Genomic DNA, 16,919 nt, shown 5'->3' with positions numbered 1-16,919 from the left:
GGCGCCCCCAGGCCTCCGGACACTCCGCCGCCCCGGAACCGGGAACGGCAGATGAGGCGACTGTGGGCCCGGAGCGCGCCTGGCGAAGCGTCGAGAAGCGGCAGGAAATGCGCCTTTTCCGCCGCTTCCCGCGGGGCTCAGCGCAGGAGGCTGAGCACCTGCTGCGGCAACTGGTTGGCCTGTGACAGCATCGCGCTGCCGGCCTGCTGCAGGATCTGTGCGCGCGTCATCGAGGCGGTCTCGGCGGCGAAGTCCGTGTCCATGATCCGCGAGCGCGCGGCACTCGTGTTTTCCGAGGCGATCTGGATGTTGGCCACGGCGTTCTCGAAGCGGCTCTGGATGGCGCCGAGCTTGGCGCGGGCGCCGTTGATCTGCTTGAGCGCCTCGTCGGCCTGGCGCACTGCGAGCTGGGCGCCGCCGTAGGAGGTGATGTCCAGCTTGTCCATGGTGTTGCTGTCCGCGAGGCTCGTCGTGCCGGCGGCAAAGCCGCTGGTGGTGGCGGAGGCGCCAGCACCCGAGACGACGATGTCCTGCGCGGAGGTCAGCTTCAGCTGGTCGACCCCGGCGGCGTCGGCCTCGATGTACGCGTGCACGCCGCTGCGGCCGGTGCCGCGGTTGATGGCCTCGACCAGCTGCGCCGCGCGCTCGCTGTCGCTCCCCGCCGCATCGATCGCGCCGATGTCCTCGCCGTTGACCTTCACCGTGCCGGCGGTGATCGCGGTGGCGAAGCCGGTCAGGCCGCTGACCGCGGTGCCCGCCTCGGCCGTCTTCACCTTGCCCATGCCGGTCAGCTGCGCGTCGGTGATGCTGGCGATGGTGATGGTCTGGCCGGCGTCGGCGCCGACCTGGAAGTTGGCGGCGGCGAAGCTGCCGTCGATCAGCTTCTTGCCGTTGAAGTTGGTGGTACCCGCGACGCGGTCGATCTCGTTCTTCAGTTCGCCGACTTCCTTCTGCAGGGCGCCCCGGTCTTCGGCGGTGTTGGTGGCGTTGGACGACTGCACGGCCAGCTCGCGGATGCGCTGCACCATGTCGCCGATCTTGCCCAGCGCGCCTTCGGCCGTCTGCGCCAGCGACACGCCGTCGTTGGCGTTGCGCGCCGCGACGTTGAGGCCCTTGACCTGCGCGTTCATGCGTTCGGCGATGGCCAGGCCCGCGGCGTCGTCCTTGGCGCTGTTGACGCGCAGGCCGGTGGACAGGCGCTGGATGGAGGTGTTGAGGGATGCCTGCGAGGTGCCCAGGTTGCGCTGGGCGTTCAGGGAGGCGATGTTGGTGTTGATGACGGATGTCATGTGCAGACCTTCAGAACTTGCGGCCGATGCGGCCTGGGTGGACAACCGCGAGCCTCTCGCGGGACTGGCGGGGGATCGCCCCGTTGCCACACCTTTCGGCGCTGCCGCGCGGGACTTGAGGAAAACCCGGCCGGTTACAGGAAATTCCGTTCAGGCCCGAAAGGCTGCCGCACGTCGTCTGTAGGACGAGATTGACAAAACGCGTAGGACAAACACCTACAGACGCCGTTCATTTGCCGTATCAAGCAACGGCGCTGCCGCAAACACAATTTGCAACATCGAACTTACAAGTTGAATGTCCGAATGAACTCCGAGCAGCTCGCCACAGAAATCCGCGACCTGAACCTCAGCTACCTGGTCCTGGCGCAGTCCATGATCCGCAAGGACAAGTCCCAGGCCCTGTTCCGCCTGGGCATTTCGGAATCGGCCGCCGAACTCCTGCTGTCTCTGTCCACGCAGCAGCTGCTGCGTGTCGCCTCGCGCAACCAGATGCTGTGCACGATGCGCTTCGGCGACGACGTGGTCTGGGGCCTCCTGACCGACTCCCATGCGCCCCACCAGGCTCCCGAAGCGAACGCCGGACGGCTGCACGCGAGCGTGCTGATGGCCGGCCGCACCGCCCTGCAGGCCGCCTGAAGCCCCATGAACACCAAGAGCCTGCTGCAGGAGAACCTGCAGCTCACCCGGGCCGCGCAGCTGATCCGGCTGGGGGCGCGCCTGGCGGTGCTCGAATCCGAGACCACCCTGTCGCACGAGCGGCTGGTGCGCCTGTACCGCGAGATCACCGGGCAGTCGCCGTCCAAGGGCCAGCTGCCCTATTCGACCGACTGGTACACGTCCTGGCAGCCGAACATCCATGCGTCGCTGTACATGAACATCCACGACAGCCTGGACAAGTCGATCGCGCTGGAATGCCTGGACCTGCTGGCCAATGCGTGGGAGCTTTATCAGGCGGAGGCCCGCGCCATGGACGCGGAGCCGATCCTGACCGTCACGCGCGCCTGGCGGCTGGTGAAGTTCGTCGAGAGCGACATGCTGTGCCTGACGCCGTGCACGCGCTGCGGCGGCCGCTTCATCACCCACAGCCACGAATACGGACGGGGCTTTCCGCCTTTCGTCTGCGGCCTGTGCGAGCCGCCGGCGCGCGCCGGCAAGAGCAAGCGCAGCGGCGCAATCCACTGAGACGCGGCTCAAGTCCGCGCACGCCGCGCCGAAATCCCTGTCGTGATGCACCGGATCTCCCGGTGAGGAAGGGATCTCTTTCATGTTCGTGCTGGCCGGGTACCTCGTCGTGATCGGCTGCGTGCTGGGCGGGTATGCGCTTGCCGGAGGCAACTTCGGCGTGCTGCTGCATGCCGCGCCGCACGAGCTGTTCGTCATCGGCGGGGCCGCCACGGGCGCCTTCCTGGTGGGCAACAGCACCAAGACGATCAAGGCCACCCTGCGCTACCTGCCCACGCTGCTGCGCGGCTCCAAGTACACGAAGGCGCGCTACCTCGCGCTGATGTCGCTGCTGTACGCGGTGCTGGTGAAGGCCCGCAAGGACGGGATGATGGCCATCGAGGCCGACGTCGAGAAGCCGCAGGACAGCGCGCTGTTCAAGAAGTACCCGCTGATCGCCGCGGACCACCACCTGATGGAGTTCATCACCGACTACCTGCGCATGATGGTCTCGGGCAACCTCAACGCCCACGAGATCGAGAACCTGATGGACAACGAGATCGACACCCACCACCACGAGGCCGCCGGCCCCGTGCACGCGATCCAGGCGGTGGGCGACGCCCTGCCCGCCTTCGGCATCGTCGCCGCGGTGCTGGGCGTGGTGAAGACGATGGCCTCGGTGGGCGCGTCGCCGGCGGTGCTGGGCCAGATGATCGCCGGCGCGCTCGTGGGCACCTTCCTGGGCATCCTGCTGGCGTACGGCTTCGTCACCCCGCTGGCGCAGCTGGCGAACCAGAAGGTCGACGAGAGCACCAAGGAACTGCAGTGCGTCAAGGCCACGCTGCTGGCCAGCGTGCAAGGCTATGCGCCCGTGGTGGCGCTGGAGTTCGGGCGCAAGGTGCTGTACTCCACCGAGCGCCCCGGCTTCAGCGAGCTGGAAGGCCACGTCAAGGGAAGGAAGGCCGCCTGATGCCCCCCGTCTCCGGCGGCAAGCTGCAGCCGATCATCGTCAAGCGCGTGCGCAGGACCGCCGCGGCCGGCCACCATGGCGGCAACTGGAAGGTCGCCTACGCCGACTTCGTCACGGCCATGATGGCCTTCTTCCTGCTGATGTGGCTGCTGGGCTCCACCGCGCAGGGAGACCTGCAGGGCATCGCCGCGTACTTCCAGAGCCCGCTGAAGGTGGCCCTGAGCGGCGGCTCCGGCTCGGGCGACAGCTCCAGCATCATCAAGGGCGGCGGCAGCATCCTCACCCGCACCAACGGCAGCATCAAGCGCGGCGAGGTCGAGGCGCCCACGCGCACCTTCAACCTGCAGGCCCTGCGCGCCGAAGTGGAAGCGGCCGACGCCGCGCGCATGCGCCAGGTGCAGCTGCGGCTGGACCGGGCGATGCAGGACAACCCCACGCTCGCCGGGCTCAAGCAGCAGCTTCGCATGGACGTGACGGCGGACGGACTGCGCATCCAGATCGTGGACGACCAGGGGCGGCCCATGTTCGACGCCGGCAGCGCGCGCGTGAAGGACTACATGCGCGAGCTGCTGCGCAACATCGGCAAGCTGGTGGACGAGGCCGACGCGCGCGTGGTGCTCTCCGGCCACACCGACGCGGCACCCTATAGCGGCGGCGAGCGCGGCTACTCCAACTGGGAGCTGTCGGCCGACCGCGCCAACGCCTCGCGCCGCGAGCTGCTGGCCGGCGGCCTGCGCGAGGACCGTGTGGTGCGCGTGCTGGGGCTCGGCTCCTCCGTGCCCTTCGACGCCGCCGACCCGCTGAGCCCGCTGAACCGGCGCATCTCCGTGCTGGTGCTCGGGCAGCTCGGACGCGAGCGCTGGCAGGCCGGCGCCGAGGTCCCGATTTCCGAGACGCAGGCCATGGAGCGCCTGCTGGAACGCCGCGAGGCCGAGGCGGGCCGCGGCGCCGCCGCGGTGCCGCCCGCCGCCACCGACCACCCGCCCGCCAAGGCAGGACCCACACCATGACCTCTGCTAGCGAACTCAAGTTCCTGATCGTCGACGACTTCTCCACCATGCGCCGCATCGTGCGCAACCTGCTCAAGGAGGCGGGCTACGCGCACGCCGACGAGGCGGAAGACGGGGCCGTCGCCCTCAACAAGCTGCGCAACGGCAAGTTCGACTTCGTGCTGGCCGACATCAACATGCCGAACATGAACGGCTTCGAGCTGCTCACGGCGATGCGCGCCGACCCGCAGCTCAAGGCGGTGCCGGTGCTGATGATCACCGCGGAAGCGCGCAAGGAGGACATCGTGCTGGCGGCGCAGTCGGGTGCTTCGGGCTACATCGTCAAGCCCTTCACCAAGGCGACGCTGGAGGAAAAGGTCGCCAAGATCCTGCAGAAACACGCGCTCGCGAACTAGGACCCGCCATGACCGATTTCCAGGAAAGCATGGATCCCGCCACGCAGCGGCTCTACCAGCGCGTCGGCGAGCTGACGCGGCGCCTGCACGAGGCGCTGCGCGAACTCGGCTACGACAAGCGCATCGAGGCTTCGCTGGGCGCCGTGCCCGATGCCAAGCAGCGGCTGTCCTTCATCGCCCGCCTCACCGGAGAGGCGGCCGAGAAGGTGTTGAACAACGTGGACGCGGCGCAGGCGCAACAGCAGGCGCTGGCCGAACGGGCCGACGCCATCGCGGCCCTCGCGGAAAGTGGCGCCGCGGGTGCGGCCGGCGCGGAGGTGGCGCGCTTCGCCGACGAAGTCAGGGCCGGCGCCCGCGCCACCCACGCGCAGCTCACCGACATCATGCTGGCGCAGGACTTCCACGACCTCACCGGCCAGACGGTGCGCAAGGTGGTGGAGGTGGCCACCACCATGGAGGAGGCGCTGCTGCAACTGCTGCTCGATTCGACCCCGGCCGCGCCGGCGCGCGGCGCGCTGGACGGACCCGTGGCCGACGACAGCCGCGCGGATGTGGTGGCGAACCAGGCGCAGGTGGACGACCTGCTGGAGAGCCTGGGGTTCTAGCAGCAGGTCCTTCTCCGCGCACCGGCGGGCACGTTAGAAGGCCGGTATTTCCCCCCTTCATCGCCGCTTGGCCGCGGCGGCGGACACGAACAATGGGCTACCTCCCCGTTGACCGCCCCGATCGATGTCCGCCTCCGAAGCCAGCCGCGAAGACCGCCACCTGCCGGCGTCGGAGCAGCGCCTGCGGCAGGCGCGCGAACAGGGGCAGTTGCCGCGTTCGCGCGAACTGGCGCACCTCGCCGCGGCGCTCGCGCTGATCGCGCTGCTCGCCGGCGTCGGGCCCTGGCTCGCGCGTGAAGCGCTCGCGCTGCTGGCGCAGGGCCTGCGCTTCGACCGCAGCGCGGCGTTCGAGCCCGCCCTGCTCGCCCCGCGCCTGGGCACGCTGGCCCTGCACGGACTGCTGATCGTCGCCCCCGTGGCCGGCGCGCTCGCCCTGCTCTTCGTCGGCGCGACGCTCGCCGTGGGCGGCTGGAACGTGAGCCTGCAGGCGCTGCAGCCCCGCTTCGACCGGCTGGACCCGCTGGCGGGCCTGGCGCGCCTGTTCGAGCGCCGCCACCTGCTGGATCACCTGCGGCTCGTGCTCGTCGCGGCCGGCCTGCTGGCCGCTGCCTGGCTGTACGTCTCGCGCCACGGCGCGGAAGTGGCGCGCCTCGCTTCGATGCCGCTGGTGCCCGCCCTGCAGGACGGCTTCGGCTGGCTGGCGGCTGGCCTGGCGATGCTGGCGGCAGTGTGCTTCGTCTCCGCGCTGGCCGACGTGCCGCTGCAGATCTTCAAGCATCGCGCCGAACTGCGCATGACGCAGGAAGAGGCGCGCCAGGAACACAAGGAAGCCGAGGGCGACCCGCACGTCAAGGGCGAGCGCCGCCGGCGCGCCCGCGAGCTCGCGCGCGGTCGCATGCTGGCCGACGTGCCGAAGGCCAGCGTCGTCGTCACCAACCCGACGCACTACGCCGTGGCACTGCAGTACGGCGAAGGCATGGGCGCGCCGCGCATCGTGGCCATGGGCACCGACCTGCTGGCGCTGAAGATCCGCGAGGTGGCGCGCGCCGCCCAGGTGCCGGTGCTCGAGGCGCCGCCGCTCGCGCGCGCGCTGCATCGCCACGGCGAAGTGGGCGGCGAGGTGCCGGTGGCGCTCTACACCGCCGTCGCCCAGGTGCTGGCGTGGGTGTACCGCCTGCGCGACGCGCTGCAGCCGGGACCCGAGCCCGTCATCGACCTGCCGCCCGGCCTGGATCCGCAGGAGGCTGGCGCATGAGCGCTCCCGCCACCACGCCCAGCGGCCTCGCCGGCGCGCTGGCGGCGCTGCCCGCCGTGCGCGCGCTCGGCGCGCCGCTGCTGATCGTGATGATCCTGGCGATGATGCTGGTGCCGCTGCCGGCCTTCCTGCTGGACCTGCTGTTCACCTTCAACATCGCGCTGGCACTGGTGGTGCTGATGGTGGCGAGCTACACCAGGCGCACCCTCGACTTCGCCAGCTTCCCCGGCGTGCTGCTGGTGACCACGCTGCTGCGCCTGGCCCTCAACGTGGCCTCCACGCGCGCCGTGCTGCTCAATGGCCACACCGGCACCGGCGCGGCGGGCCAGGTGATCGAGTCGTTCGCGCACTTCCTGATCGGCGGCAGCCTGGCCGTGGGCCTGGTGGTGTTCGCGATCCTGACCATCATCAACTTCGTCGTGATCACCAAGGGCGCCGGCCGCATCGCCGAAGTCTCGGCGCGCTTCGCCCTCGATGCGATGCCGGGCAAGCAGATGGCGATCGACGCCGACCTGGCCGCCGGCAGCATCGACGAGAAGGAAGCGCGGCGCCGTCGCACCGAGGTGACGCAGGAAGCCGAGTTCTACGGCTCCATGGACGGCGCCTCCAAGTTCGTGCGGGGCGACGCCATCGCCGGCATCCTGATCCTGTTCATCAACATGATCGGCGGGCTGGTGATCGGCACGCTGCAGCATGGCCTCCCGGTTGCCGACGCGGCCAACAACTACGTGCTGCTGGCCATCGGCGACGGGCTGGTGGCGCAGGTGCCGGCGCTGGTCATCTCCGTGGCCGCCGGCCTGATCGTCTCGCGCGTGGGCGAGGACGACATCGGCCAGCAGATCGCCAGCCAGCTGTTCACGATCCCCCGCGCGCTGGGCCTCACCGGCAGCGTGCTCGGTCTGCTGGGGCTGGTGCCCGGCATGCCGCACCTGCCCTTCCTGCTGCTCGCCGGCGCCTGCGGCTGGGGCGCCTGGGCGCTCACGCGGGCCACCGCGCAGCCGCCGGCACCCGAGCCGGCGCAAGCGCAGCCGGCCGGCGGCGAGGCCAGCTGGGATGACGTGGCGCCGGTGGACGTGCTGGGCCTGGAGGTCGGCTACCGCCTCATCGCGCTGGTCGACCGCGAGCGGGGTGGCGACCTGCTCGGTCGCATCAAGGGCGTGCGCAAGAAGTTCGCCGGCGAGGTCGGCTTCCTGCCGCCGCCCGTGCACATCCGCGACAACCTGGAGCTGCATCCCTCGGCCTACCGCATCCTGCTCAAGGGCGCGGTGGTCGGCGAAGGACAGGCGTTCGCGGGGCTGCACATGGCCATCAACCCCGGCCACATCAAGGTGCCGCTGGCCGGCACCGCCACCACCGACCCGGCCTTCGGCCTGCCCGCCACCTGGATCGAGGCGCGCACGCGCGACCACGCGCAGGCCGCCGGCTACACGGTGGTGGACGCCTCCACCGTGGTCGCCACCCACCTGAACCACGTGATGCAGTCCCATGCCGCCGACCTGCTCGGGCGCGCGGAGGTGCAGGAGCTGGTGGAGCACACGCGCAAGTTCGCCCCCGCGCTGGTGGAGGACACCGTGCCCAAGCAGGTGCCGCTGCCGCTGCTGCAGAAGGTGCTGCGGCAGCTGCTGGAGGAGACCATCCACATCCGCGACCTGCGCGGCATCCTCGAGGTGCTGGCGGAGCATGCGGGCGTCACCGACGCCGGCGAGCTCACGCGCGGGGTGCGCATCGCGCTGTCGCCCGCGATCATGCAGCACCTGTACGGCCCGGTGCGCGATCTCGGCGTGCTGGCGGTCGAACCCGGCCTCGAGCAGCTGCTGGTGCACGCGCTGGCGCCGCAGGCCGCGGCGCCGCTCGATCCGGCGATGGCGGAGCTGCTGTGCGAGCAGGCCGCGCAGGCCGCGCAGCAGCAGGAGCAGGACGGGCTGCCGGCCTGCCTGCTGGTGCCGGACCGCATCCGCGTGCCGCTGGCCCGCCTGCTGCGGCGCAAGGCGCCGCGCCTGCACGTCATCGCGCATTCGGAAATCCCGCGCACGCATTCCATCCAGATCCAGAGAGTCATCGGAGGCACCGCATGAACGTCCGCCGTTTCGTCGGCAAGAACGCGCGCGAAGCCATGGCGCAGGCGCGCGCCGCCTATGGGGAGCACACCGTGGTGCTGGCCAACCGGCCGGTGCCCGGCGGCGTCGAGATCCTGGCGATGCCGGGCGGCGAGGTCCCCGCGCCCGCCGCAGCGGCGCAGGCGTCCCCGGCGCCGGCCGCGCCCATGAGCACGCTGTCGTTCGAGGAGTTCCTGCGCGAGCGCCAGCGCAAGGACGCGGCGTCGGTGCAGCCGCTCCCGGCCCCGCCGGCGCGCCTGCCCACCGCGCCACGCGCGCCCGCGGAGCCGGGCCGCTTCGCGGCCGAGGCGCTGCGCCAGGAACTCGCGAGCGCGCCCGCGGCGCTGCGCCAGGAATTCGCCGCCTCGCCCGCGGTCCCGGCCGACGCGCTGATGGCGGAGATGAAGCAGATGCGCTCGCTGATCGCCAGCCAGCTCGCCGGCCTCTCGTGGTTCGACAACGTGCGCCGCAACCCGGGGCAGACGCGCCTGCTGCGGCTGATGCTGGGCAACGGCTTCTCGCCGGCGCTGGCGCGCAAGCTGGTGGAACACCTGCCGGCCGGGGGCGACGACGCGCAGGCCGATCACTGGCTGCGCGAAGCCCTCACGCGCAACCTGCGCTGCGTGGGTGACGATGCGATCCAGCGCCGCGGCGGCGTCTATGCGCTGGTCGGCCCCACCGGGGTCGGCAAGACCACCACCACCGCCAAGATCGCCGCCCGCTTCGCGATGGAGCACGGTCCTGCCTCCGTGGGTCTGGTCACGGTGGACACCTACCGCATGGCCGCCTCGGACCAGTTGCGCGGCTTCGGGCGGCTGCTGAACATCCCGGTGCATACGGCGCGCGATGGCGCCGCGCTGGCCGACCTGCTGGACCTGTTCGCCGGCAAGAAGCTCGTGCTGATCGACACCGTCGGCGTCGGCCAGCGTGACCGGCGCCTCGCCGAACTGTTCGCCGCCCTGCCCGCGCAGCGCGTCGCGCGCCTGCTGGTGCTCAATGCCGGCGCGCAGGGCGAGACCCTCGAGGAAGTGGTGCGCGCCTACAGCGCGGGCCCGGGCACGCGCTGCGTGATCAGCAAGGTCGACGAGGCGGCGCGCTGCGGTGCCGCGGTGGACGTGGCGGTGCGTCACCAGCTCGTGCTGGAAGGCTTCGCCAACGGCCAGCGGGTGCCGGAGGACTGGCATGCGCAACGTGCGCCGCTGCTGGTGCAGAAGGCGCTGATGCGGCCGGCCAGTTCCGCCTACCTGCCTGACGAAGGCGAGCTGGGGCTGATGCTCACGGCGCCCATGGCCGCGGCCGGGGGGCTGCATGCTTGAACACGGCCAGGACCAGGCGGCCGGCCTGCGCGCCCTGCTGGCGCCGCCGCCGCTGGCGCTGCTCGCCTTCCCGCTCGCGCCCGCGCAGCCGCCGCACTGGGTGGCCCGGCTGGCGCATGCGCTGTGCGCCCTCGGACGCAAGCCGGTGGTGCTCGATGGCGTGCGGGGAACGCTGGCGGGATGCTTCGGCCTGCGTCCGCGGCGCGACCTGCTGGACCTGCTGGAAGGTCGCGCGGGCTTCGACGCCGTGGCCCAGGCCACGGCATCGGGCATCCACGTGCTGCGCGCAGAGCGCGGCGTCGAGGCCTTCGCTGCGTCCGGCGCCCCGGCGCAAAGACTGCTGTCTGCCTTTGCCGGACTGTCGCATGGCTTCGACGACCTGCTGCTGGCGCTGCCGCCGGCGGAACTCGCCTGCCTGGCCGGACCGCCGCACAGCGTGCCCGTGATCGGGCTCGCCCCCACCGCGGTCGGCCTGGTGCAGGCCTACGAAGCGATCAAGGGCCTGGCCGAAGGCTTCGGCTACCGCCGCTTCGCCTGCGTCGGCACGGGCGAAGGCGGCGGCGACGGCCCGCCGCGGCTGGCCGCCGCCGCCCGGCGCTTCCTGCGCGCGCAGGTCGCCTACGCCGGCAGCGCCGATGACGCCCGCACCGCGACGGCGCTGCTGCGCCTGGCCGCGGTGCCGGCCTGACAACGAGGATCCGCCATGTACAACGCCAAGGGAATGCTCAGCCCGCAAGGCAGCATCGAGCCCTACCTGCCGCTGGTGCGCCGCGCCGCGGCCCACATGATCGGCCGCCTGCCGGCCAACGTGGAGATGGACGACCTGATCCAGGCCGGCGTGCTGGGCCTCATGGACGCCATGCAGCGCTACGAGCAGGGCCACGGCGCCCAGTTCGAGACTTTCGCGATGCAGCGCGTGCGCGGGGCCATGCTCGACGAGCTGCGCGGCACCGACTGGGTCCCCCGCTCGGTGCGCAAGAATCAGCGCGACATCGCCACGGCGGTGCAGCTGCTCGAGCACCGGCTGCGGCGGCCGCCGCAGGACGCCGAGATTGCTAGCCACCTGGGCGTGACGCTGGAGGACTACCACGCGATGCTGGTCGACGTGCACGGCGCGCAGCTCGTGTACGCCGACGACTACGAGGCCGCCGACGGCGACACCCACTACCTCGATCGGCACCTCGCGCCCGACGAGAAGCAGGACCCCGCGCGGCAGCTCGCCGACCGGCGCTTCCGCGAGGCGCTGGTGGCGGCGATCGAACAGCTGCCCGAGCGCGAGCAGTACGTGATGAGCATGTACTACGAGCACGACATGAACCTCAAGGAAATCGCGGCGGTGCTGGGCGTGACGGAGTCGCGCGTGTGCCAGCTGCACAGCCAGTCCGTGGCCCGGCTGCGCTCGCGCCTCAAGGCGTGGTGAACCCTGCCGAAAGAGCGCGGCATGCCCCCCGGAGTACCAAGTGAACCTGAAAGACACCCGCATTTCCACCCGCCTGGCCGCCGGCTTCGGCTTCATGGCGCTGCTAATCGGCCTGATCGCCGGCACCGCGCTGCTGAAGCTGCAGCGGGTCGAGAGCGCCTTCGATCTCGTGATCGAGGATCGCTACGACAAGATCGCGCGCCTGAACGACGTGAAGGTGAACGTGAACCTGATCGCGCGCGCGCTGCTGGACGTGCTGCTGGCCACCGATCCGGCCGAGATCCAGCGCGGGACGGAGCAGGTCCGCGCCGCCCGGGCGCGCATCTCCGACGTCGTCAAGGCGCTCGATCCGCAGATCACGACCGAGGAGGGTCGCAGGCAGATGGCTGCGCTGCTCGCCGCGCGTAGCCGCTTCATCACCTTGCAGGACCAGATGCTGCAGGCCGCCGCATCGCAGCGCGACCAGGACCCGCGCAAGATGATGGCCACCCGAGTGCGCCCGGCGCAGGACGAGTACTTCGGCAGGCTGGACGCGCTGATCGCTTTCCAGCAGCGCCTCATGAAGCAGGCCGCGACCGACGCCAATGGCCAGATCGCCGGACTGCGCAACGTGATCCTCGGCGCCTCCGCCCTGGGCCTGGCGGCGGCGGTGCTGCTTGCATGGTGGATCGTGCGCTCGATCGCCGCGCCGCTCAAGCGCGCGGTCGGAGTCACGCGCGCCGTCGCCGCGGGCGACCTCAGCGTGGAGATCGCCACGGATGCCGGGCGCAACGAGATGGGCGAGCTCCAGGCCTCCTTGCGCGACATGCAGGGCAGCCTGGCGCGTGTCGTCGCCGACGTCCGGCGCAACGCGGAGCAGGTGGCCACGGCCTCCACCCAGATCGCGCAGGGCAACGGCGACCTGTCGGCGCGCACCGAGGAACAGGCCTCGGCCCTGCAGGAGACCGCCGCCTCGATGAAGCAGCTGGCCAGCACGGTGCAGCAGAACGCGGAGAACGCGCGCGAGGGCAATGCCCTGGCGGTGAACGCGTCGGCCGTGGCGGTGCGCGGCGGGGAAGCCGTGGACCGGGTCGTCCGGCGCCACCATGCAGGACGTGGTGCAGGCGATCCGCAGCGTGAGCGACCTGATGGCAGAGATCAGCGCCGCCAGCACCGAGCAGAGCGCCGGCGTCGCGCAGGTCGGCGCGGCGGTGCACCAGATGGACCACGCGACCCAGCAGAACGCGGCGCTGGTGGAGGAAAGCGCCGCGGCGGCCGCCAGCCTGCAGGGGCAGGCGCGCCAGCTGGTGGACGCGGTTGCCGTGTTCAGGACGTCGGACAGCGAAGTGCCACTGCCGGCGGCCCCGCAGCCGGCTACGCCTCCCGCGGCGCCAGCGGCGAACGCACCCACGTTGCACCGCGGCGGCTTGCAGCTCGCCAACCCGCGCCGGGCACGCCCCGCGCCGTCGCTGCGCACCGGCACGGACGACGGCGAGTGGCAGACGTTCTGATACCGGAGTGATCTTGGCGTGGCCGGCTTCGGCTGCTCAGGGAGTGCTCGGCCAACGGCGCCGCCACTCGGCCGGCGGCACGGCGATGTTGCTCGCGCCCCGGCGCTCGTAGAGGCGACCATCTGATTTCAGCGAAACAGGCGAAGGAGATCGGGGCACATCCAGGGCCAGCACGACCCGGTCGTCCACCCCGATTGAAGAGGTACTTACCGCCAGCGGCGCCTGCATGGCGTCCCTGATCCTGGTTCGCAGCGCGCCGGCATACGCCTCGAGCGCCTGCTCCAAGGGCGCCTGTGTCCAGACGCGCGCGAACTCGTCGACCCCCACGACCCTGCAGTCGTCAGAGATGCCGATGAACAGCGTGCCGCCCTCCGTGTTCGCGAAGGCCGCAACCGTGCGGAGCACCTGGTGCAACTTGTCCTTGTCCTTTACAGGTTCCCTATGCTTCGGGAGATCGACGAATTCCTTGAATTCGATCCGGACGCCTTCTCCTTCGCGGAGCGCGTGGTGCACACGATGCGATTCCCCCGCGCGTCGCCCTCCAAGAAAGCGCGTCGCTCCGGGATCTCCGATGCGTTCCAGATGGTGCTCGAACACGGTTCCGTCCGCCCCGAGCAGGAACAACTCAAGTCGCTGTACGTCCTGCGGCAGGTTCACCACGGCGGTCGAGCCTTGGACCGGGACTTCGAACTGATCGATGCCGTGGCCGCACCAGTACGCTCCCTTCGCAAATAGCTGGCTGGACTGCGCCGCCGGCCCGATCACCTCCAGCGCGAGTTCTTGTTCATTCCTCCACTCGAAGCTCTTGATGAAGGCACGCGTTTCAGGCAGCAGCACCATGAAATGCCCCTTGCGCGCGTCAGTTTCGCGGTGGTACTCCCGCAGGCGCAGCCAGTCGCGAGCAGCCTCGTAGGGATCGGGGTAGTACGGAGCTCCCCGCAGGAGCAGACGCCGGAAATATGGGTTCGGCTGGATTCTCGGTCGCAGGGTGAACACGACGCCCGGCTCGTCCATCCAAGAATTCTGGATGGCAACCCGCTGACTCTCGCAGCCCGGCGAGCGGTTGATGGCAATGACCGTACCTGCGAGGCGAACAACGCCGGTAACCAGGCTGTCCAGGAATGCCTCACATTCGGCGGCCGTCATCCAATCCACGGAAAGCAGTGCGTCTTCGTAGGCAAAGCACTGCGCTGCGGGCGGCATCGACGCTGATCGTTCGGGCCTGAGCACGCACCCGAGCAGAACCCAGCTCTGGGTGACGGTGTCCCGGACCGCGACTGCCCTCCTGGAAAACATCGCGTTGCTCCAGGTGGACTGCAGTTGCTGTCGCAGCTCCAGGGGCACCGCGTCCTGATACGGGATGGGGTTCATCTTCGATTTAGCGCAGGGGGACAGCCGGCTTCGGCATGATTCACGCGGCCCCACATTCCTCTTTGAGCGCAGCGGTGCATTTTCCGCCAGCTTTGGCCGGGCAGTCGCACGCGCGCTGGCCCCCGCGGTGCTCGATCAGGCCGTCGCGACGCCGCGCCAGCGGCGCTGCGAGACACGGCGGCCGCGCTCGCCGTACAGCCCATCGCCGAGGACCTCGCCCAGGCCCAGCGCCTGCAGGGAGCGGTCGGTGTCCTGCGCGCGGCGCGCCAGCATGGCCAGGGACTCGCGGCACAGCCGCAGCAGCGAAGCCACGAGGGCCCGGTCAGCCCCGGGCCTCGCCACCGGCAGCGCCGCAGCCGCCTGGCGGATCTGTTCGGCCAGCGCCGGCAGCGCGTCGGCGTCGCCGGCGTGCACGGCCTGGGCATGCAGCTGCAGCAGCTGCTGCAGCGCGAGGAGCTGGTGCACCACCGGCCCCGGAGGGACCAGGCGGGCGTTCATTGGGTCGACCGTGGTGCCAGCAGCGCCGCCGCGTCGGCGATCAGCCGGTCGGCGATGGCGCCGGCGTTGACCTGGAAGCGGCCTTCGCGGATGGCCTGGCGGATCGCATCGACCTTCTCCTGGTCGAAGTCCGCGCTGACCAGTCCGCTCATCTGCGCGCCGGCGGCGGACACGTCGATGCGGTCGGTGGCGGCGGGCACCGCGCTCGCGGGCGCGGCCGGGCGCGCCGTGCGCAGGGCGGCGTCGGCCAAGGCCGCGGTATCAAGGTTGGTGCCGATCTTCATGGCGTTCTCCCGGGCCGGATTCCGGCCTCTTCCCGATTTTCGGCAGGTCGCGGCGAAACTGAAGGCCCGAAAAGCGGGATCTTTGCCCCGCTTTGCCCGACGGCGCTCACAGCGCGACGTCCACCACCCTGCCCGCCCGCGCCACGCCGGTGAGGATCTTGCCCAGCTCGCTGCGCACGCGCACCGGCTGGCCCTCGGCTGCCGCCCCGAGCGCCTGGCCGGCCGCGCTCACGGCGAAGCCAGCACCGGCGATGCGCAGGCGCACCGGGTCGCCCGCCTGCACCACCACGGGGGCGCGGAACTGCTCCGGTCGCAGCGTCTGGCCGGGCGCGAGCGGCCGCACCAGCGTGCGGCCTTGCACCAGGGACAGGTCGCGCAACAGGCCGGGCGGCTCGCGCGTGAGCTCCACCTCCTGCTCGCGCACGTCATCGGGCGAGGGGGTGCTGCCGGTGGCCAGCGGGGTCGCCGCGACCAGTGCCGGGCCCCAGGCGCGCACGGTCACCGGCACCAGCACCGTCCAGGCCGCGCCCTCGGCGCAGCGCACGCCCACCGAGGTCCGGCCCCACACGCGCGCGCCCGGCGGCAGGAAGGCTTCGGTGCGGCGGCACGCCGCCAGCGCCGAGGTGTCAACGCTGCCCACCTGCACCTCGAAGCGGCTCGCCTGCGCGTTGCCGGCGGCCTGCTGCGACACGAAGGCCCGCAGCGCCGCTTCGTCAATGGCCGGCGTCTGCGCGCGGGCCGGCAGCGGACGCCACACCAGGGCGGCGCCCATCAGGAGGAACAGCAGCAAGGCTCGCATCGCGGCATCCAATGGGAAGGAGACAGGGGCAACTCTAGGCCTCGCCCGGGGCCCCGCGCGGCGCAAAAGCAGCCGAAACGGCCGCCTTATCCGCGCTTAAGTTTTCCGGGGCGGCTTCGATACTGGCCCGCATGACGAATCCGCTGACCGCGAGGATCACGGCCCAGGGCCGGGCCCTGGAGCTGCTGGCCGAACGCCAGAAGGTGCTGGCCGGCAACATCGCCAACGCCGACACGCCCGGATTCCAGGCCCGCGATTTCGACTTCGCGCAGGCGCTGGCGCAGGCCCGGGCCGGCGCTGGCGCGGAGGCTGTCGTGCGCACCGCCGCCGCGCACTTGTCGTCCGCCGGCACGCCGGCCGACGCCACGCCGACGGTGCAACTGCAATGGCGCACGCCGGAGCAGCCCGCACTGGACGGCAACACGGTGGACCTCGATCGCGAGCGCGCGCACTTCGCCGACAACGCGGTGCGCTACGAGGCCACGCTGCGCTTCATCAACCACGACGTGCGCACGCTGCTGTCGGCGATCACCGGCCAGTAGGAGATATCGACATGTCCCTGTTCAACCTGTTCGCGATTTCCGGCAGCGCCGTCTCGGCGCAGAGCAAGCGCCTCAATGTGGTGGCCAGCAACCTGGCCAACGCCGACGCGGTGGCCGGCCCCGACGGCCAGCCCTTCAAGGCGCGCCAGATTCACTTCGAGCCGCAGCCGCTGGCCGGCAGCGAGGTCGCCGGCGTGCGCGTGAGCGGCATCCTGGAGACGCAGGCGCCCCCGCGCCGCGTGCACGAACCGGGCAACCCGCTGGCCGATGCGGAGGGTTACGTCACGCACTCGAACGTGAACGCGGTCGACGAGATGGTCAACATGATCTCGGCCTCGCGCTCCTACCAGAACAACGTGGAGGTGATGAACACCGCCCGCCAGCTGCTGGCCAAGACGCTGCAGATGGGCCAGTGAGG

General features: G+C 71.0%; 19 protein-coding genes and 1 pseudogene. 15 read left to right on the top strand and 5 right to left on the bottom strand.

All coding sequences use genetic code 11. From position 1 onward, the window contains the following. Nucleotides 1-137 precede the first annotated feature (137 nt). Entirely contained in the window at nucleotides 138-1,289 is a 1,152-nt protein-coding gene (locus JI746_RS07135; RefSeq protein WP_201688105.1) for a flagellin, read from the bottom strand. A 303-nt stretch (nucleotides 1,290-1,592) separates the two neighbouring features. Here JI746_RS07135 and flhD point away from each other — a divergent pair, with 303 nt between their 5' ends. The 13 genes and pseudogenes from flhD (at nucleotide 1,593) to JI746_RS28165 (ending at nucleotide 13,007) form a co-directional block, all read left to right on the top strand. Beyond that, a complete protein-coding gene (flhD, locus tag JI746_RS07130; RefSeq protein WP_201688104.1) occupies nucleotides 1,593-1,925 on the top strand; it encodes a flagellar transcriptional regulator FlhD in 333 nt (110 codons plus the stop codon). Nucleotides 1,926-1,931: 6 nt separating this feature from the next. Continuing rightward, on the top strand, nucleotides 1,932-2,471 hold the full coding sequence (gene flhC, locus JI746_RS07125) for a flagellar transcriptional regulator FlhC (RefSeq protein ID WP_201688103.1): 540 nt from the start codon (nucleotides 1,932-1,934) through the stop codon (nucleotides 2,469-2,471). An 82-nt stretch (nucleotides 2,472-2,553) separates the two neighbouring features. Continuing rightward, entirely contained in the window at nucleotides 2,554-3,420 is an 867-nt protein-coding gene (gene motA / locus JI746_RS07120; RefSeq protein WP_201688102.1) for a flagellar motor stator protein MotA, read from the top strand. Then, on the top strand, nucleotides 3,420-4,430 hold the full coding sequence (gene motB / locus JI746_RS07115) for a flagellar motor protein MotB (protein WP_201688101.1): 1,011 nt from the start codon (nucleotides 3,420-3,422) through the stop codon (nucleotides 4,428-4,430). Before motA ends, motB begins: the two co-directional genes overlap by 1 nt. Then, nucleotides 4,427-4,825, top strand: a complete 399-nt coding sequence (cheY, locus tag JI746_RS07110) for a chemotaxis response regulator CheY (protein WP_201688100.1) — start codon at nucleotides 4,427-4,429, stop codon at nucleotides 4,823-4,825. Before motB ends, cheY begins: the two co-directional genes overlap by 4 nt. 8 nt (nucleotides 4,826-4,833) lie before the next feature. Further along, on the top strand, nucleotides 4,834-5,430 hold the full coding sequence (locus tag JI746_RS07105; protein WP_201688099.1) for a protein phosphatase CheZ: 597 nt from the start codon (nucleotides 4,834-4,836) through the stop codon (nucleotides 5,428-5,430). Nucleotides 5,431-5,554: 124 nt separating this feature from the next. After that, complete coding sequence (locus JI746_RS07100) at nucleotides 5,555-6,685, top strand: EscU/YscU/HrcU family type III secretion system export apparatus switch protein (RefSeq protein WP_201688098.1); 1,131 nt, start codon at nucleotides 5,555-5,557, stop codon at nucleotides 6,683-6,685. Then, nucleotides 6,682-8,760: a flagellar biosynthesis protein FlhA gene (gene flhA, locus JI746_RS07095; RefSeq protein ID WP_201688097.1), complete on the top strand. Its 2,079-nt coding sequence runs from the start codon at nucleotides 6,682-6,684 to the stop codon at nucleotides 8,758-8,760. Before JI746_RS07100 ends, flhA begins: the two co-directional genes overlap by 4 nt. Continuing rightward, nucleotides 8,757-10,097 (top strand): flagellar biosynthesis protein FlhF, encoded by a 1,341-nt coding sequence (gene flhF / locus JI746_RS07090; protein WP_201688096.1) that lies wholly within the window; start codon nucleotides 8,757-8,759, stop codon nucleotides 10,095-10,097. Before flhA ends, flhF begins: the two co-directional genes overlap by 4 nt. Next, a complete protein-coding gene (locus tag JI746_RS07085; protein ID WP_201688095.1) occupies nucleotides 10,090-10,785 on the top strand; it encodes a MinD/ParA family ATP-binding protein in 696 nt (231 codons plus the stop codon). The genes flhF and JI746_RS07085 overlap by 8 nt, the downstream gene beginning before the upstream one ends. A 15-nt stretch (nucleotides 10,786-10,800) precedes the next feature. Continuing rightward, a complete protein-coding gene (locus JI746_RS07080) occupies nucleotides 10,801-11,517 on the top strand; it encodes an RNA polymerase sigma factor FliA (RefSeq protein WP_201688094.1) in 717 nt (238 codons plus the stop codon). A 40-nt stretch (nucleotides 11,518-11,557) separates the two neighbouring features. Then, nucleotides 11,558-12,277, top strand: a pseudogene (locus tag JI746_RS28170) (MCP four helix bundle domain-containing protein); the annotation flags it as partial. A 325-nt stretch (nucleotides 12,278-12,602) separates the two neighbouring features. After that, nucleotides 12,603-13,007, top strand: a complete 405-nt coding sequence (locus JI746_RS28165) for a hypothetical protein (protein ID WP_330892962.1) — start codon at nucleotides 12,603-12,605, stop codon at nucleotides 13,005-13,007. A 36-nt stretch (nucleotides 13,008-13,043) separates the two neighbouring features. On the opposite strand, the gene JI746_RS07070 is transcribed toward JI746_RS28165, so the two are convergent. From JI746_RS07070 to flgA, 4 genes are all read right to left on the bottom strand, one after another. After that, a complete protein-coding gene (locus JI746_RS07070) occupies nucleotides 13,044-14,378 on the bottom strand; it encodes an AlbA family DNA-binding domain-containing protein (protein ID WP_201688093.1) in 1,335 nt (444 codons plus the stop codon). Between the two features lie 135 nt (nucleotides 14,379-14,513). After that, nucleotides 14,514-14,876, bottom strand: a complete 363-nt coding sequence (locus JI746_RS07065) for a hypothetical protein (protein ID WP_201688092.1) — start codon at nucleotides 14,874-14,876, stop codon at nucleotides 14,514-14,516. After that, entirely contained in the window at nucleotides 14,873-15,160 is a 288-nt protein-coding gene (flgM, locus tag JI746_RS07060; RefSeq protein WP_201688091.1) for a flagellar biosynthesis anti-sigma factor FlgM, read from the bottom strand. The genes JI746_RS07065 and flgM overlap by 4 nt, the downstream gene beginning before the upstream one ends. 106 nt (nucleotides 15,161-15,266) lie before the next feature. Further along, nucleotides 15,267-15,959 (bottom strand): flagellar basal body P-ring formation chaperone FlgA, encoded by a 693-nt coding sequence (flgA, locus tag JI746_RS07055; protein WP_201688090.1) that lies wholly within the window; start codon nucleotides 15,957-15,959, stop codon nucleotides 15,267-15,269. 131 nt (nucleotides 15,960-16,090) lie between these two features. On the opposite strand from flgA, the gene flgB reads away from it, so the two are divergent. After that, nucleotides 16,091-16,501 (top strand): flagellar basal body rod protein FlgB, encoded by a 411-nt coding sequence (flgB, locus tag JI746_RS07050; RefSeq protein WP_201688089.1) that lies wholly within the window; start codon nucleotides 16,091-16,093, stop codon nucleotides 16,499-16,501. 11 nt (nucleotides 16,502-16,512) lie between these two features. Beyond that, nucleotides 16,513-16,917 (top strand): flagellar basal body rod protein FlgC, encoded by a 405-nt coding sequence (flgC, locus tag JI746_RS07045; protein WP_201688088.1) that lies wholly within the window; start codon nucleotides 16,513-16,515, stop codon nucleotides 16,915-16,917. Nucleotides 16,918-16,919: the final 2 nt, after the last annotated feature.

Origin of the sequence: Ramlibacter alkalitolerans (genome assembly GCF_016722765.1) — a bacterium.
GTDB lineage: Bacteria > Pseudomonadota > Gammaproteobacteria > Burkholderiales > Burkholderiaceae_C > Ramlibacter > Ramlibacter alkalitolerans.
This window is presented reverse-complemented; position numbering and strand designations above follow the sequence as displayed.

Coding starts and splice junctions, on each gene's coding strand:
- JI746_RS07135 (WP_201688105.1), bottom strand. CDS start 1,289: ATGACATCCGTCATCAACACCAACATCGCCTCCCTGAACGCCCAGCGC.
- JI746_RS07070 (WP_201688093.1), bottom strand. CDS start 14,378: ATGAACCCCATCCCGTATCAGGACGCGGTGCCCCTGGAGCTGCGACAG.
- JI746_RS07085 (WP_201688095.1), top strand. CDS start 10,090: ATGCTTGAACACGGCCAGGACCAGGCGGCCGGCCTGCGCGCCCTGCTG.
- JI746_RS07105 (WP_201688099.1), top strand. CDS start 4,834: ATGACCGATTTCCAGGAAAGCATGGATCCCGCCACGCAGCGGCTCTAC.
- JI746_RS07065 (WP_201688092.1), bottom strand. CDS start 14,876: ATGAACGCCCGCCTGGTCCCTCCGGGGCCGGTGGTGCACCAGCTCCTC.
- flgC (WP_201688088.1), top strand. CDS start 16,513: ATGTCCCTGTTCAACCTGTTCGCGATTTCCGGCAGCGCCGTCTCGGCG.
- cheY (WP_201688100.1), top strand. CDS start 4,427: ATGACCTCTGCTAGCGAACTCAAGTTCCTGATCGTCGACGACTTCTCC.
- flhF (WP_201688096.1), top strand. CDS start 8,757: ATGAACGTCCGCCGTTTCGTCGGCAAGAACGCGCGCGAAGCCATGGCG.
- flhC (WP_201688103.1), top strand. CDS start 1,932: ATGAACACCAAGAGCCTGCTGCAGGAGAACCTGCAGCTCACCCGGGCC.
- motA (WP_201688102.1), top strand. CDS start 2,554: ATGTTCGTGCTGGCCGGGTACCTCGTCGTGATCGGCTGCGTGCTGGGC.
- flhA (WP_201688097.1), top strand. CDS start 6,682: ATGAGCGCTCCCGCCACCACGCCCAGCGGCCTCGCCGGCGCGCTGGCG.
- flgM (WP_201688091.1), bottom strand. CDS start 15,160: ATGAAGATCGGCACCAACCTTGATACCGCGGCCTTGGCCGACGCCGCC.
- motB (WP_201688101.1), top strand. CDS start 3,420: ATGCCCCCCGTCTCCGGCGGCAAGCTGCAGCCGATCATCGTCAAGCGC.
- JI746_RS07100 (WP_201688098.1), top strand. CDS start 5,555: ATGTCCGCCTCCGAAGCCAGCCGCGAAGACCGCCACCTGCCGGCGTCG.
- JI746_RS07080 (WP_201688094.1), top strand. CDS start 10,801: ATGTACAACGCCAAGGGAATGCTCAGCCCGCAAGGCAGCATCGAGCCC.
- flgA (WP_201688090.1), bottom strand. CDS start 15,959: ATGCGAGCCTTGCTGCTGTTCCTCCTGATGGGCGCCGCCCTGGTGTGG.
- JI746_RS28165 (WP_330892962.1), top strand. CDS start 12,603: ATGCAGGACGTGGTGCAGGCGATCCGCAGCGTGAGCGACCTGATGGCA.
- flhD (WP_201688104.1), top strand. CDS start 1,593: ATGAACTCCGAGCAGCTCGCCACAGAAATCCGCGACCTGAACCTCAGC.
- flgB (WP_201688089.1), top strand. CDS start 16,091: ATGACGAATCCGCTGACCGCGAGGATCACGGCCCAGGGCCGGGCCCTG.